This is a genomic window from Massilia sp. BKSP1R2A-1 (assembly GCF_050586525.1).
In the GTDB taxonomy this organism is placed as follows: domain Bacteria; phylum Pseudomonadota; class Gammaproteobacteria; order Burkholderiales; family Burkholderiaceae_D; genus Telluria.
Genome location: NZ_JBOBRE010000002.1, coordinates 23,660 through 39,583, shown reverse-complemented (window position 1 = coordinate 39,583; position 15,924 = coordinate 23,660). Strand labels below are relative to the sequence as shown.

Annotated in this window: 6 protein-coding genes; 3 read left to right on the top strand and 3 right to left on the bottom strand. The window is 67.7% G+C overall.

Annotated elements, in window-relative coordinates:
* Window positions 1-5: 5 nt before the first annotated feature.
* Both ACQ7JA_RS03530 and glnE read right to left on the bottom strand, forming a co-directional pair.
* A complete protein-coding gene (locus ACQ7JA_RS03530; RefSeq protein ID WP_430894574.1) occupies window positions 6-2,954 on the bottom strand; it encodes a TonB-dependent receptor domain-containing protein in 2,949 nt (982 codons plus the stop codon).
* Window positions 2,955-3,102: 148 nt separating this feature from the next.
* Window positions 3,103-5,832, bottom strand: coding sequence for a bifunctional [glutamate--ammonia ligase]-adenylyl-L-tyrosine phosphorylase/[glutamate--ammonia-ligase] adenylyltransferase (glnE, locus tag ACQ7JA_RS03525; RefSeq protein ID WP_430894572.1), 2,730 nt, complete (start codon window positions 5,830-5,832; stop codon window positions 3,103-3,105).
* Between the two features lie 162 nt (window positions 5,833-5,994).
* On the opposite strand from glnE, the gene ACQ7JA_RS03520 reads away from it, so the two are divergent.
* The 3 genes from ACQ7JA_RS03520 to tldD all read left to right on the top strand — a co-directional run bounded on the left by ACQ7JA_RS03520 (window position 5,995) and on the right by tldD (window position 12,934).
* The gene (locus ACQ7JA_RS03520) at window positions 5,995-10,164 is read left to right on the top strand and encodes a YhdP family protein (RefSeq protein WP_430895372.1); all 4,170 of its coding nucleotides are present in this window, start codon (window positions 5,995-5,997) and stop codon (window positions 10,162-10,164) included.
* A 1-nt stretch (window position 10,165) separates the two neighbouring features.
* Window positions 10,166-10,963: a carbon-nitrogen hydrolase family protein gene (locus ACQ7JA_RS03515; RefSeq protein WP_430894570.1), complete on the top strand. Its 798-nt coding sequence runs from the start codon at window positions 10,166-10,168 to the stop codon at window positions 10,961-10,963.
* 510 nt (window positions 10,964-11,473) lie between these two features.
* The gene (gene tldD, locus ACQ7JA_RS03510) at window positions 11,474-12,934 is read left to right on the top strand and encodes a metalloprotease TldD (protein ID WP_430894568.1); all 1,461 of its coding nucleotides are present in this window, start codon (window positions 11,474-11,476) and stop codon (window positions 12,932-12,934) included.
* A 192-nt stretch (window positions 12,935-13,126) separates the two neighbouring features.
* On the opposite strand, the gene ACQ7JA_RS03505 is transcribed toward tldD, so the two are convergent.
* Window positions 13,127-15,814 carry a TonB-dependent receptor gene (locus tag ACQ7JA_RS03505; protein ID WP_430894566.1) on the bottom strand — a complete coding sequence of 896 codons (2,688 nt, stop codon included), beginning with the start codon at window positions 15,812-15,814 and terminating at the stop codon, window positions 13,127-13,129.
* Window positions 15,815-15,924: the final 110 nt, after the last annotated feature.

Here is a 15,924-nt window from a genome sequence, read left to right as displayed (position 1 = left end):
CGGGATTACAGCTTGACGCGCAGGCCGACGTAGATGCGGCGGCCGATCGCGTCGTACACGTCGGCGGCCGTTTCGGCGCCGGTGACGTTGCCCGGCAGGCCGCTGATGATCGGCGGCGCCTTGGTGTCGAAGACGTTGTCGATGCCCAGGATCACCTCGGTCGACTTGCGCAGCGCGTAGGTCATCTGCAGGTCGGTGTAGGTGCGCGAACCGACGCCAATGGATTTCGGCGCCAGGTCGAAGCCCGACAGGAACTGGTCGTCCAGGTAGGACTTGCCGATGTAGCTGAAGGTCGACTGGATGTTGAAGTCGTTCCACTGGTAGCCGAGGTTCAGCGAGGCCTTGTTCTTGGCCGAGCCGATTTCGCCGGCGCTCTCGTCGATGTCGGCATCCGGCAGGCCGCGATCCCACAGGTTGCGCACCCAGGTGTAGGCCAGGCGCGTGTTCATGCGGCCAGGACCGACGCGGTCGGCCCAGCCCACGGTCAGGTCGACGCCCTCGGTGCCCAGGCCGCCGCTGTTGCTGACGGCGGTGTCGATGAACTCCAGCGAGCCGGCGCTGTTGGCCCCGACGGCGTTCGGACGGCGGGTGATGAAGCTGCAGAAGGCCTGGTTGCCGCCGGCATAGCAGTTACGCAGGGCGTACTGGCGGTCGGTCGGCACGATCGCGTCTGCAATCTTGATCTTGAAGTAGTCGGCCGTGAAGGTCATGCGGTTCAGGGCGCGGATCGAGCGCGGGGTCCAGACCACGCCGACGGTGGTCGAGCGGCCTTTTTCCTCCTGCACGTCCGGGTTGCCGCGGTTGTAGCCGCTGATGCCTTGCAGGTCGGACTGGTTCAGGGTGAAGGCGCCATTGGCGTTGATGTTGGCCAGCACGCCCGGTGCGGCGCGGCAGGCCGCGTCGTACAGGCCGCTCGAGGTGGCGGTCACGCCCAGGCAGGGATCCTGGATGCCGGTCGGGAAGTCCTGGCTCGGGGCCTGGTACAGCTCGTCGATGTTCGGCGCACGGGTCGACAGCGAGCGGGTGGCGCGGACCTTGAAGTCCGACACCGGCGACCATTCGAGGCCGGCGTTCCAGCTGTTGGTGCGGCCGACGGTCGAGTAGTCGGACGCGCGGTAGGCGCCCAGCAGGGTCAGCTGCTTGGCGAAAGGCTTGTCCTTCAGCAGCGGGACGCGGCCTTCGACGAAGATTTCCTTGACGCTGAAGTCGCCCTGGGTTTCCGGGGTCGCGTTGCCGGCGTTCAGGCCGGCCTGGGTCAGGGCATCCGGCGTCGCGCGCGATTCTTCCTTGCGCCATTCGAAGCCGGTCGCGAACGACAGGGCGCCGGCCGGCAGTTCCCACACGTCGCCGTTGATCGAGCCGCCCACGATGGTCTGGGTGATGACCGATTGCAGCGAACCCGGCGCGGCGATGTAGCGCACCGCTTCCGGGCTCATGGTCATGGCGCCGAACACATTGGCCGGCACGCAACCCTGGGCGCGCGCGTTGGCGTCGCGGCAGATCGCATCGGTGCGGCTGCCGTTGCCGTTCAGGTCGTCGACGTCGACGATGGCTTCCAGCGCGTTGCGGAAGTTCAGCACGTTGACCTGGCCGCCCGATTCCTGGGCTTCCTTGGTCTGGCCGTAGGCGCCGAACAGTTCATAGTTGAACTTGTCGGCGATCAGACCCTTCAGGCCGGTGGCGACGCGGAAGGTGTCGCGCTCGGCGCGGCTGCCGCGGTTGCCGAAGTCGGCCATGCGGCGGGTGAAGTAGTAGTCACGGGCGCCGTCGCCGTCGGTGTCGCTGATGCGGTCCCACAGGTATTGCGGCACGACCGGGTTGCGCACATAGCTGCCGCCGACCAGGAACTCGGCCGGCACCTGGCCGCCGGTGGCCGGGTAGATATCCTCGGCGGCGAGGGGATACGGTTCGATGGTGGTCGAGACGCGGGTCGAGGCATAGTTGCCCTCGAAGAAGGCCGAATGGTTGGCATTGAGCTGCAGTTCACCGGTCAGGGCCATCAGGAAGCGCTCGGTCGGCACCGCGATCGCGCGGTAGGCCGAACGGTTGAAGCCGGTAGGCTGGGCGCCGCCCGTGCCATTGGTATTGGCCGGAATCGGGTTGCCGGCGGCGTCGTAGGTGAAGCTGCCGCTGTCCGGGTAGAAGGTGCCCGCGGGCGTGAAGCCCGAGTAGAAGGGACGCTGGATGACGAAGGCGTCGGCCGCCTTGCCGGTCACGCCGGCCATGCGCGAGTACTGGTCGACGGCGGCGAACTTGCGGTCGCGCGACATCACGGCGCCCTGGCGCGAGTAGCCCAGGTGACCCATGACGTTGGCGGTGCCTTCGTTATTGCTGGTGCCGAAGGTGATCGAGGCCTTGCGCTTCTGGTCGTCGCCCTGTTCGTAGGTTTCGCCCATCTGCGCATCGAACAGGATGCCGTTGAAGTTGCGCTTGGTAATGATGTTGACCACGCCGGCCACCGCATCCGAGCCGTAGGTAGCGGAGGCGCCGCCCGTCAGCAGTTCGACGCGCTCGATGAAGTCGGTCGGGATCGAGTTCAGGTCGACCGAGGCCGAGCCTGGCACGCCGGACACGAAGCGGCGGCCGTTAAGCAGGACCAGGGTACGGGAGGTGCCGAGGTCACGCAGGTCGATGGTGGCGACGCCCGCGCTCGCGGTCGAGAAATTCGAGTTGGTGCGGCTGATGCCCGGCGTACCGATGGTCGGGTTCTGCAGCAGCAGTTCCTGCAGGTTGGTGGCGCCGGAGGCGGCGATGTCGGCCGCGGTCAGCACTTGCAGGGGGGAGGGCGATTCGGCGCCCGGGGCAGCGATGCGCGAACCGGTCACCGTCACGACTGCCGCCTGGCCAGCGGGTTGCGCCGGCGCGTCGGTCTGTGCATGGGCAGCGTGCATGCCGAGCGTGACACCGCCCAGGCAGATCAGCCGGATCGAGCGGGACAGGATAGTTTCCATCATTTCAGAATGCTCCAAGGAAGGAATGAACGCGGCGGCCGATCGGGCCGCCACTCGTAAAACCAACCCGCATTCTTTGGGAGATGATGTATCTCAGTCAATTGTGCGCTGCTACAGATTTAACACTGTTGTATTTTTGTATTGAATCACGTCACGTTTCCAAAAGGATATGCCACAATTCGGTAACCGCGTCGGAATGCGCCCGCACCAAAGCCGGCTCGACCCGGGCCTTGTCCTGCCCCTGCAGGCGCACCTGGTGCTGCAGCTTGCGCATGGTCCGGTAGGCGTCGGCGACCTTCGACGCGAGCGCCGCGTCGATCAGTCCCAGTTCCCCGCACGTGCGAAGAAGCGCGATATTGCCGGCATTTGCCGTCAGTTGCGGATAGGTGGCTGCATGGCGCAGCACCAGGTACTGGACGATGAACTCGATGTCGATCATCCCGCCCGGGTCCTGCTTCAGGTCGAACAGCTCGCCCCGGTTGAAGTTGGCGTCGCGCATGCGGCGGCGCATGGCGCGGATCTCTTCCTTCAGCTCGGCCTTGCGGCTGCTGCGGTCCTTGCGCAGCACCCGTTCGCGGATTGCCTCGAAGCGCGCGCCGATGGCGGCGTCGCCGGCGCAGAAGCGGGCCCGGGTCAGGGCCTGGTGCTCCCACAGCCAGGCGGAACTGTCCTGGTAGCGCTCGAAGGCGCTCACCGAACTCACCAGCATGCCGCTGGCGCCGTCCGGGCGCAGGGCGGTGTCGATGTCGAACAGGATGCCGGCCGCCGTGTGGGCCGTGTTCCAGGTGATGAAGCGCTGCGCCAGTTTCGCGTAGTTGGAGGGCGCGCTGTCGTCCTCGTCGTCGAACAGGAAGATCACGTCGAGGTCGGAGACGTAGCCGAGCTCCTTGCCGCCCAGCTTGCCGTAGGCGATGACGGCGAAGCGCGGCTCCTCGACGTGGCGGGTGGCGACCGTGCGCCAGGCGTGGCGGACGGTGGCGCCGACGATGGTGTCGGCCAGCAGGGACAGGTGGTCGGCCAGGCGCTCGACCGACAGTTCGCCGGCCAGGTCCAGGGCCAGCAGGCGGAACAGCTGGGCGTGGTGGGTCTCGCGCAGAATGTCGAGCTGGCGCTCGGTGTCGCCCTGCGCCTCGGTCAACTGGGCGTCGAGGCTGGCGGCCAGCTGCCCGACCTCCTCGGCGCCGGCATTGCGGTCGTCGAGCAGCTCGTCGAGCAGGATCGGATGCTGGGCGAGATAGGTCGCGGCCCAGCCGCTGGCATTGATCATCCGGATCACCCGTTCCAGGGTGTGCGGGTATTCGGTCAGCAGGGATAGATAGGCCGAGCGGCGCGCGATGGCCTCGAAGAAGTCGAGCAGGCGGCCGAGGGTCGCCGCATGGCTGCCGACACCGGCTTCGCGCACCACGGTGGCGACCTGGACGAGGGCGGTGTCGGCGAGGGCCAGCAGGCGGGCGCGGCTGGCTTCGGGCAGGCTGACGAGGCGCGGTCCCTGCAGGGTGGAGACCAGGCGGGCGGCCGCGCCCTCCGGCTCGTCGTAGCCGAGCTCGACCAGGCGGGCGGCGATCGCCTCGCGGTTCTCGGGGTCGTCGGCCAGCAGGGGCACGTCCGGATCGGGGCTCTCGCTCTTGTCGGCGAAGATGGCGTCGAACTGGGCCGCCACATAGGCGCGCTGCTCTTCCAGGCGCGCGAGCAGGGTGTCGACGCTTGGTGCGCCCATCATTTCGGCCACCAGCTGGCGGTCGGCTTCGCCCACGGGCAGGGTATGGGTCTGGGCATCCTCCAGGTATTGCAGGCGGTGCTCCAGGTTGCGCAGGAACGTGTAGGCGGCGAGCAGGCGCTCGACCGTGTCCGGCGGCAGCAGTTCGCGTTCGCCCAGCAGGCGCAGGGTCGCGCGGGTGGAACGGTCGCGCAGGGCCGGGTCGCGCCCGCCGCGGATCAGCTGGAAGACCTGGGCCAGGAACTCGATCTCGCGGATACCGCCGCGCCCCAGCTTGACGTTGTGGCTGCGCTCGGGATGCAGGCGTTCCTGGCGCTTCACTTCGGCGCGGATCTGGGCGTGCATATTGCGGATCGCGTCGATCACGCCGAAGTCGAGGTAGCGGCGGAAGACAAAAGGCCGCACGATGGCGTCCAGGGCCGCGATGTCTTCGGGATCGCCGGTGACCGCGCGCGCCTTGACCCAGGCATAACGCTCCCATTCCCGGCCCTGCACAATGAGGTATTCCTCGACCATGGCGAGGCTGGCCGCGAGCGGGCCCGAGTTGCCGTTGGGCCGCAGCGCCATGTCGACCCGGAAGGTGAAGCCGTCCTCGATGATCTCGGACAGGGCCGCGTTCAGGCGGCGGCCGAGGCGCACGAAGAATTCGTGGTTGGACAGCTGGCGCTGGCCGGGGCCGGCGGCAGTCTCGCCATCCTCGGGGTAGACGAAGATCAGGTCGATGTCGGAGGAGACGTTGAGCTCGCCACCGCCGCCCTTGCCCATGGACAGCACCATCATCTGCTGGGGCCGGCCGGATTCCTCGCCCATCGGCATGCCGTGGGCCTGGATGAGTTCGTCGGTGAGGGCCGCCAGGTGGGTCTGGATGGCGAAGTCGGCGAAGCGGGTCATGGCGGTGACGACTTCGTCGAGGTCGGCGCGTCCCTCCAGGTCGCGCCGGATGATGGCGCAGACCCACAGGTTGCGCACACGCCGCATGGCGCGCGGCAGGGGCAGTCCGGCCGCCAGTTCGCGCGCCAAGGCTGCGCCGAGGTCGGCCTCGGCCAGCGATAATCGGGTGATGTCGTCGAGCAGGGCGGAACGGGCCGGGTCGGCGTCGAGCCAGCGTTGCAGGAATCGGGAGAAGCGTTGGGGTGGAACCGCGGCCGGCGGGGCTGGGGGCATGGCTGTCCTTAAGTGTTTTTTGCCGTCCGGCAGGCGTTCGTGCGGTAGAATTGCCCGCCGTGCTGCACCGGTCAGCACGATGGTAAGGTAGACGCCGCGCCCCGTGCAAGCCACCTGTTACTAGAGAATATATATTTACGGCGAGCCTTTTTGAGCACCTTGATGGACAATCCGGAACCGCAGGCCGCATGCGAGCACCTGCCGCTCGCCGTTCGATGGCAGCGGCTGCGCGCCGCCTATCGCTATGCGAACCTGGCCTCGCACCACGTCCTCGGCTTCACCATCAAGCTGGTGCTGTTCATTTATTTTGCGCTGGCCGTGCTCTTCCTCGTGCTGCGCTACGCGGTCCTGCCGAATATCGGTCTATATAAGAGCGACATCGAACAGGCGGCCGGACGCGCGCTCGGCAACCGGGTCACCATCGGCCAGCTGGCCGCCTCCTGGCAAGGCATCCACCCCCAGCTTTACCTAGCCGAGGTGCGCCTGATCGACCCCGCGGGCCGCCAGCTGTTGGCCCTGCCTTCCGTCTCGGCGACCCTGTCCTGGTGGAGCCTGGCCGCTTTCGAGCCGCGCCTGCATGCGCTCGAGATCCGCCGGCCCCAGCTCGACGTGCGGCGCGGCAGGGATGGCATTTTCACGGTGGCCGGTGTGCGCGTCGATCCCGGCAAGAAGGAGGAGGGCGGCGGCGCCGACTGGCTGCTGCGCCAGCGCGAGATCGTGGTGCGCGAGGGCCGCGTGGACTGGACCGACGAGTTGCGCGGCGCGCCGACCCTGGCCCTCACCGACGTCACCATGGCCCTGCTCAACCGCTTCGGCGGCGGCCACCGTTTCGCGCTGCGCGCCACCCCGCCGCGCGCCTACGCCAGGCCCCTGGACGTGCGCGCCCAGTTCCGCCACCGCTTCGGCGCCCGCCCATCGGACGTCACGCGCTGGAAGGGCGAGCTTTACGCGGACCTGCGCGACGCCGACCTGACCGCCTGGCGCCGCCACATCGACATGCCGTTCGAGCTGTCTCGCGGACGCGGCTCGCTGCGCGCCTGGCTGAACTTCGACCATGCCCGCCTGGCCGGCTTCACCGCCGACCTGGCCCTGGCCGACGTCAATGCCCGGCTCGACCCGCAGCTGGCCCCGCTGGCCCTGTCGCGCCTGAGCGGACGCCTGGCGGCGCGCGAAGAACTGCTGCCCGGCCGAGAGGACGGCAAGCCGACCTTCGGCGCCCACGGCCACACCGTCAGCCTGACGGGCTTCACGATCACGACGGCGGATGGCAAGGCCCTGCCGCCGGCCACGCTCGAGCAGCGCTGGCGCCCGGCGCAGCGCGGCAAGCCGGAACAGGGCGAGCTGCGCGCGCGCCAGCTCGACGTGGGCGCGCTGGCCGCGCTGGCCAATTACCTGCCGCTCCCGCCCCAGCAGCGCCAGATGCTGCAGGACTATGCGCCGCGCGGCGTGCTGCGCGACGTGTCGGCCGACTGGACCGGCCGCTATCCGGCGCTGCGCGGCTTCCACGTGCGCGCCGACGTGGCGGGCCTGGCGCTCAGGGCCCAGCCGGCCCGCGCGGCGCAGGCGGCGCGGCCGGGCGTTCCCGCGCTGCCTGCGCGGCCGGCCACGCCCGGCTTCCAGAACCTCAGCGGCAGCGTCGACGCCACCGAGGGCGGCGGCAGCGTGACGGTCGATTCGAAGGCCCTGGTGCTGGACATGCCGGCCTGGTTCGCCGATCCGGCGCTTCCGCTCGACCGCCTGGGCCTGAAGGCGCGCTGGACCTACGACCCGGGGCGCCAGCTGCTGCTCGAATTCGAACGCCTGGAGTTCGCGATGGGGGCGCTCAACGGCGCGCTGTCGGGACGCCACGCGCTGCCCCTCGCCACGGGGGCGGGGCCGGGCACGGCCGATTTCACGGGCACCCTGGACGGCTTCGCAATCGATTCGATCGGCCGCTTCCTGCCGCTGGCCACTCCGGAGCACCTGCGCGACTGGCTGGTCGGCGCGCTGCAGGGCGGCACCTTGAAAGACGCCACCCTCCGCCTGCGCGGCGACCTGGCCGGCTTCCCCTTCCGTGCGACGAACGTGCTGGAGCGCGCGCGCGGCGAATTCAAGGTGGCCGGACGCCTGCAGGACGCCCGCCTCGAATACGCGCCGGGACACCGGCATCCGGACGGCACACCCCTGTGGCCGCTGGCGGAACACATCAACGGCCGCATCGAGTTCGACCGGGCGCGCATGGAGATCCGTGGCGACACCCTGAGTACCCTGGGTGTCGCGCTGTCGAACGTGAAGGCGGTGATTCCCGATCTCGGCGCGCACGAGAAGATGATGCTCGAGATCGACGGCGCGGCCGCCGGACCCCTGCAGGAATTCCTGCGCTACGTGGCGGCGAGCCCGGTGCTGGGCTGGATCGGCCACTTCACCGAGGACACCCGCGGCAGCGGCAATGCGCGCCTGGCCTTGCGCCTGCGCATGCCGCTGGCGCATCTGCCGGAAACGAAAGTGCAGGGCAGCCTGCAATTGCTGGGCAACGACGTCAGCCTGTTCCCGGAACTGCCGCCCCTGAACGCGGCGCTGGGCCGGATCGATTTCCATGACCATGGCGTGAACCTGAACGGCGTCGGCGCCAGCTTCCTGGGCGGGCCGCTGGCCCTGTCGGGCGGCACCCAGCGCGACGGCAGCATCGCGATCCGCCTGGCGGGCACCCTGTCCAGCGAGGGCATGCGCCGCACCGCGCCGATGCCGGCCCTGCAGCGCCTGGCGACGCGCCTGTCCGGCAGCACCCCGTATTCCGGCGTGGTGGCGGTGCGCGAAGGACGCCGCACGGTGACCCTCGAATCGAACCTGGGCGGCCTCGGCATGGAGCTGCCGGCGCCACTGAACAAGCCGGCCCCGAATGCGCTGCCGCTGCGCTTCGTGCTCGCGGGCGAGCCGACCGTGAACGGCCTGGCGCGCGACGATATCCGCATCGGCCTGGGCGACGACATCGCCGCGCGCTACCAGCGCGAGAAGCAGGGCCGCGGCCCCTGGATCGTGCGCCGCGGCGGCATCGGCGTCAACGTGCCGGCGCCGGAGCCGGATGGCGGCATGATGATCCACGTCGACATGCGCGCGCTGAACGTGGACGGCTGGATCGCGGCCGGCAAGGCGATCGCCGGCGAGGACGCCGTTGCAGCCGCAGGCGAGGAGGGCACCGGAGGTGGTTTCGGCCAGTACGTGATGCCGACCGTGCTGGCCGGCCGCGTGGCCGAGCTGACCATCGGCGAGCGCCGCATGGCCGACGTGGTGCTGGGCGCCACCCATCTGCGCGACACCTGGCAGGCCAACATCCATTCGCGCCAGGCCAGCGGCTACCTGACCTGGGTGGAATCGGCGGGCGGCCTGGGCAAGGTGACCGCGCGCCTGGCCTCGCTCGTAATCCCCGAATCGGCCCAGGCCGAGGTGAAGGACCTGCTGGAGTCAAACCGCGGCGCCAGCGCCACCATTCCTTCGCTCGACATCGTCGCCGAGCAGTTCCAGCTGTTCGACAAGCGTCTCGGACGCCTCGAGCTGCAGGCGAACAATGTACAGGCGCTCGCCGGACGCGAGTGGCGCATCAACCGCCTGACCCTCGACAATCCGGACGGCCAGCTGAAGGCCAACGGGCGCTGGCTGACCAAGGACGGCCGCAGCACCACCAGCCTGAACTTTGCCCTCGACATCGATGACGCGGGCAGGCTGCTGGACCGCCTGGGTTTCCCCGATACCCTGCGCCGCGGCAAGGGCAAGATGTCGGGCGACATCGCCTGGAGCGGGCTGCCCTATGCGCTGGACATTCCGAGCCTGTCGGGGCAGATCGAGATGAACGTGGAGTCGGGCCAGTTCCTCAAGCAGGATCCGGGCGCGGCCAAGCTGCTGGGCGTGCTCAGCCTGCAGGCCCTGCCGCGCCTCCTGAAGCTCGACTTCCACGACGTGTTCTCGGAGGGCCTCGCTTTTGATGGCATCAGCGCCAATGCCATCATCCAGCGCGGCGTGCTGCGCACCGAGAACCTGAAAATGCATGGCGTCGCGGCCACCGTCCTGATGGACGGCAGCGCCGACATCGCCAACGAGACGACCAATCTGCGCGTGGTGGTGATCCCCGAGTTCAACCTGGGCACGGGGCCGCTGGTATATGGCCTGGCGGTCAATCCCGTGATCGGTATCGGCAGCTATCTGGCGCAGCTGTTCCTGCGCGCGCCGGTGATGAAGGCGCTCACCTACCAGATGCGCATCTCGGGGCCGTGGAAGTCCCCGAGCATCGTCAAGCTCGACAACCCGCCGCCGGCCCCGCCTGCGCCTCCGGCCGCGAAGAAACAAGGAAAGGATTGATATGGCGACCGTAGCCGCAGTACAGATGGTGTCCACGCCCGTGGTCGACGAAAACCTGGCGACCGCGCGCCGCCTGGTAGGCGAGGCTGCCGCGACCGGCGCCCAGCTGGTGGCCTTGCCCGAGTACTGGCCCATCATGGGCATGAGCGACAGCGACAAGGTCGCGCATGCGGAGCAGCACGGCAGCGGCCCGATCCAGGATTGCATGGCGGCGCTGGCGCGCGAACACGGCATCTGGCTGGTCGGCGGCACGCTGCCGCTGGTGTCCCCGAGCGCCGGCAAGGTATTGAACACGAACCTGGTCTACGACCCGCAAGGCGTGGAGGTCAGCCGCTACGACAAGATCCACCTGTTCGGCTTCAACAAGGGGACCGAATCCTACGACGAGGCGCGCACCATCGTGCCGGGCGAGTCGGTGGGCGCCTTCGAAGCCCCCTTCGGCCGCGTCGGCCTCTCGGTCTGCTACGACCTGCGCTTCCCGGAACTGTTCCGCGCGATGGGCGAATGCGTCTTGACTATCGTCCCCGCCGCCTTCACCCACACGACGGGCCTGGCCCACTGGGAAGTCCTGCTGCGCGCCCGCGCCATCGAAAACCAGTGCTACATCCTGGCCTCGGCCCAGGGCGGCCTGCACACCAACGGTCGCCGCACCTACGGCCACAGCATGCTGATCGACCCCTGGGGCGAAGTGAAGGCCGTGCTGCGCGAAGGCGAGGGCGTGATCCACGGCGAACTCGACGCGACCTTCCTGGCCGGCGTGCGCGAAAGCCTGCCGGCCCTGCGCCACCGCAAGCTGTAAATCCTCCACAGGCCCTAGCAATGAGGGTCAGAGTCGAATTATTCGCCAATATCCGTCTATCAGTCGACGGTGAACCATGTTTCATTCCTTTCTCCAATAGCCTTGTGTTTCGTACTCGGTAATTCGACTCTGACCCTATTAAGCGCGCCGGCATAGTCCACCACCCTTATTGGGGTCAGAGTCGAATTATTCGCCAAGATCTACCGCTCAGTAGCTTGCAGCCTATGTTTCGTCTTTCTCAGCAATAGCTTCGCGGATCGTGCTCAATAATTCGACTCTGACCCTAATTAGTGCTTGAGATGGTCAATTGCCTGGTCATGAGGGTCAGAGTCGAATTATTTGCCAAGAAACCCGGCGGAATTGGTTAGACGCTAGATTTATTGTCCGACTGGCATGGTCTGAAGGATCGTGTTCAACAATTCGACGCTGACCCCACTTGGATGGTTTGTGTCCGGTACGATGTGGGCGGATATGGCACAATGAAACTTCCATAGAAAGACCGAACGCAAAATGAAACCATTCGAACCGAACCTTTCCTCCCTGGCCGTCGCCCGTGACGTGCTGTTGACGCCCTTTGGCCTCGACGAGGGCAAGCTGCTCAAGGCGCTGGGCTCGATGTTTACGCACAAGGTCGATTACGCCGACCTGTATTTCCAGTTCACCAAGAGCGAGGGCTGGAGTCTCGAAGAGGGCATCGTCAAGACCGGCAGTTTCTCGATCGACCAGGGTGTCGGCGTGCGGGCCGTGTCGGGCGAGCGCACGGCGTTTTCGTATTCCGACGATATTTCCGAGGCGGCGCTGCTGGATGCGGCGGCGGCGACGCGCACCATTGCGCGCGCGGGCAGCGGGAAGGTGAAGATCGCCACGGCGGCGCGTCCGACTGGTGGGCGTTCCCTCTACCTGCCGCACGATCCGCTGGCTTCGCTCGATGCCACCGCGAAGGTGAAGCTGCTGGAGCGTGTCGAGAAGATGGCGCGCGCCAAGGATCCGCGCGTGGTGCAGGTGATGGCTGGCCTGGCCGGCGAATATGACGTGGTGCTCGTGGTGCGCAGCGATGGCGTGCTGGCGGCGGACATTCGTCCGCTGGTGCGCGTGTCGGTGACCGTCATCGCGGAGCAGAATGGCCGCCGTGAAGTCGGTTCGTCCGGCGGGGGCGGGCGCTACGATTATGGTTACTTCAGCGACGAGCTGCTGGACAAGTATGCGACCGAGGCCGTGAAGTCGGCCTGCGTCAACCTGGAGGCGCGTCCGGCGCCGGCGGGTCCGATGACCATCGTGCTCGGCCCGGGATGGCCCGGCGTGCTGCTGCACGAGGCGGTCGGCCATGGCCTGGAGGGCGACTTCAACCGCAAGGGCTCCTCGGCCTACGCGGGCCGCATCGGCGAGCGGGTCGCGGCCAAGGGCGTGACCGTGGTCGACGACGGCACCCTGCAGGACCGCCGGGGCTCTCTGAACATGGACGACGAGGGCAACCCGACCCAGTGCACGACCCTGATCGAGGACGGCATCCTGAAGGGCTATATCCAGGACACGCTGAACGCGCGCCTGATGAAGATGCCGGTGACCGGCAATGCACGCCGCGAGTCCTTCGCCCACCTGCCGATGCCGCGCATGACCAACACCTATATGCTGGCCGGCGACAAGGATCCGCAGGAGATCCTGGCCTCGGTGAAGAACGGCCTGTACGCGGTCAACTTCGGTGGCGGCCAGGTCGACATCACCAACGGCAAGTTCGTGTTCTCGGCCAGCGAGGCGTATATGATCGAGAACGGCAAGATCAGCTATCCGGTCAAGGGCGCTACCCTGATCGGCAATGGCCCGGAAGTGATGAACAATATCTCGATGATCGGCAACGACATGCGCCTGGATTCGGGCGTCGGCGTGTGCGGCAAGGAAGGCCAGAGCGTCCCGGTGGGCGTCGGCCAGCCGACCCTGCGCATCGACGGCGTGACCGTGGGCGGCACCGCCTGATAGCCACCTCGCCACCTTCGGCATGAACAGCAACGCCCGGCTTCGACCGGGCGTTGTCGTTTCGGGCTTCGGCACACTGGTCCGACTCCGGGGGACTTCCATCGGTGCCGTGGGGATTGAACGCGCAGCCGGCCTGGCATGGTTCAGTCCACTGGACCGAACCACGCCTACGAAAGCGCAGCTTTTTAACGCTTAGCGGAAGCGGTAGGTCAGGCGCATGTACACGGTCGCTCCCAGCGGGTCGGTATAGCGCGGATCGTAGCCCAGCTGGAAGTTGGTGACCTGGTTGGTGAAGGGCGGCTTCTCGTCGAACAGGTTCTTGATGCCGGCGGTCAGCTCGGCCTTGTCGTTGCCCGTGTACGTGGTCGAGATCGACCAGGTCGAGTAGTGGCCCACCTTGTTGAAGAATTCCGGCGCCACCGCCGTATTCTGGTCCGTGTAATGCGACATGAAGCGGTTCGTCAGGTTGAAGCTCCAGTCGCCGCGCACCAGGGTGAACAGCAGGTTGTGGCGCCAGCGGAATACCGGCGTCGCGTCCGCGTAGCGGCCTGCGTTCTCGGTGAAGAGGCCGCCCGGCTCGTTCTGGTAGTCGTACTTGTTGACGTAGGTGCCGTCCAGGTTGGCCGAGAAATTGCCGAAGCGCGTGAGCGGCATCCGGTAGGCCACGGACAGGTCGAGCCCGCGCGTCTTGACTTCGCCCAGGTTGTCAGTGATTAAGAGCACGTATTGCAGCTGGGTGCCGGCCGCGTTGTAGACGAAGAGGTCGCGGTATTTTTCGAAGTTGCCGAACACGGTCTGCTCGGCCAGCGAATTGATCTGGTCTTTCAGGCGGATGTTCCAGTAGTCGAGCGAGACCGTCAGGTTCTGCGTCGGCTCGACCACGATGCCGGCGCTGTGGGTACGCGAACGTTCCGGCGACAGGTCCGGGTTGCCGCCGCCGCGCACCAGCTGCTGCTGGTCGCAGGCGATGTTCGGGTTGGCGCCGGGCACGGGCTCGCCGCCCGGACACAGCACCGGGTCGTTGTAGGTGTCCGAGCTGTTGGTGGTCGTTTGTGGGCCGAACAGGTCGAACAGGGTCGGGGCCCGGAAGCCCTTGTTGAAGGAGCCGCGCACCAGCACCTGGCGGGTCGGCTGCCAGCGCAGCGCGACCTTGGGGTTGAAGCTGCCGCCGACGTCGCTGTAGTGGTCGTAGCGTGCGGCGAAGTTCAGTTCCAGGTCCTTGATGACGGGGACATTGACCTCGCTGAACAGGGCCCAGATGCTGCGTGCGCCCGACTGGTCCCGGGCGTCGGCGGAACCCGAGCTGGAAGCCTGGAAGGCCAGATCGCGGTTGACGAAGTACTTGGCGCGGTCGCGCCGGAATTCGGCGCCGACCGCGAAGCCCAGCGGACCGCCGGGAAGCGCCATCAGCTCGCGGCTGGCGCGCGCGTCGACGGCCGCGCTGTGGATGCGCGCGTGCAGGTATTCGCCGGACAGGAGGGAGTTGGCGAGGTAGTCCCTGCCCGCCGCATCCTGCATGCCGAAGGGGTTCAGGATGGCGGCGGCGACGCCGTCGATGATGCGCTGGTCGATGACATAGCCGCCGTTGAAGACGCTGCGCGCCTTGCCCAGCGAATAGGAAATCCCCGTGTTGTAGTCCCAGCCGGCCATCGTGCCTTCGAGGCTGGCCAGCAGCCGGTCGGTCACGCTGGCGTCGAAATTATTGCGCCGGCCGGTTTCCAGCGGGCGCCAGCTGATGTCGAGCGGCTCGCCGGTGAGGCCCGGGAAGGCGGGCACGACGCCGTTGCCCGGATAGTAGGGGCTGTTGCCCGGCATGATGACGCCGATGCCGGACAGGGGCGGCGGCGAGACCAGGGCTTCGTTGGTGCTGCGGCCGTGCACGAACTCCAGGCTGCCGGTGTGTTCGCCGAACTTGCGGCTCAGCCTGCCCATGGCGCTGAACTGGCGCGTCTTCGGGATGTTGTCGACATAGCGGGTGTAGTCGAAGGCGCACAGCGGCGCGTCCGGCAGCGGAGGGGATTCGGGCAGCTGGCAGGTCGGGTAGTAGGGGTTGCCGCTGATGCCGAGGTCGGAGAAGAAATTGGCGGGGAAGGTCGTGCCGCTGACCTCGAACATGCCGCGCTCGGGACGGATGCCGGTGCGCGAGAAATCGCGGTCGGTCGCGCGCAGCGGGCTTTGCTGGTGCCAGTCGATCACGCCCCAGGCGCTGATGCCGTCGCGCTCGAGGTCGCCCCAGCCGCCGGACAGGTTGAGGCGCTGCTCGTTGCCGCCGCCGCGCCGGTAAGGCTCGTAGCCTTCGAAGGTCACGGCCGCGCCCTCGACGGAGCGCTTGGTGATGAAGTTGATCACGCCGCCGATGGCGTCGGTGCCGTAGATCGCCGAGGCCCCGTCGCGCAGCACCTCGACGCGCTCGAGCGCCGCCACCGGGATGATGTTGAGGTCGACGCTGTCGGCGAAGTAAGGGTGGTTGGCCAGGCGCCGGCCGTTGAGCAGCACCAGGGTCTTGTCGCTCCCCAGTCCGCGCAGGTCGGCAGTGGCGCGCCCGCCGGTGCCGGAACCGACCGCCGCGGTCGAACCTTCCGAAGACTGGTTCATCGGGATGGCGTTGAGCACTTCCTGGGCCGTCGCCAGGCCCTGCTTGGCAAATTCGGAAGCGCGGATGGTGGTGATGGGCAGCGAGGTTTCGGCCGCCAGGCGGCGCCGGATCGAGGAGCCGGTGATCTCGACCCGCTGCATCGGCGCCGCTGTCGGCGTCTGGGGCGGCTGCAGCCCTGGCGGCGAGGTCTGTGCCAGCAGGGGCGGGGCGCACAGCAGCGCGCCGGCGGCCGAGCCGCCGGCGAACAGGCGGCGCAGGGTACGGGACAGGAAGGTTTCGTTCATGGTGAAGTAGCGTGCTGCGTTGGGTAGAAAACGGCCGGCGCCCGGCGCATGTGCCGCGCGCCGGCACCTAAACCGGCTGGAGCGGGCCCGTTCCAACGAGGCGGACGCGC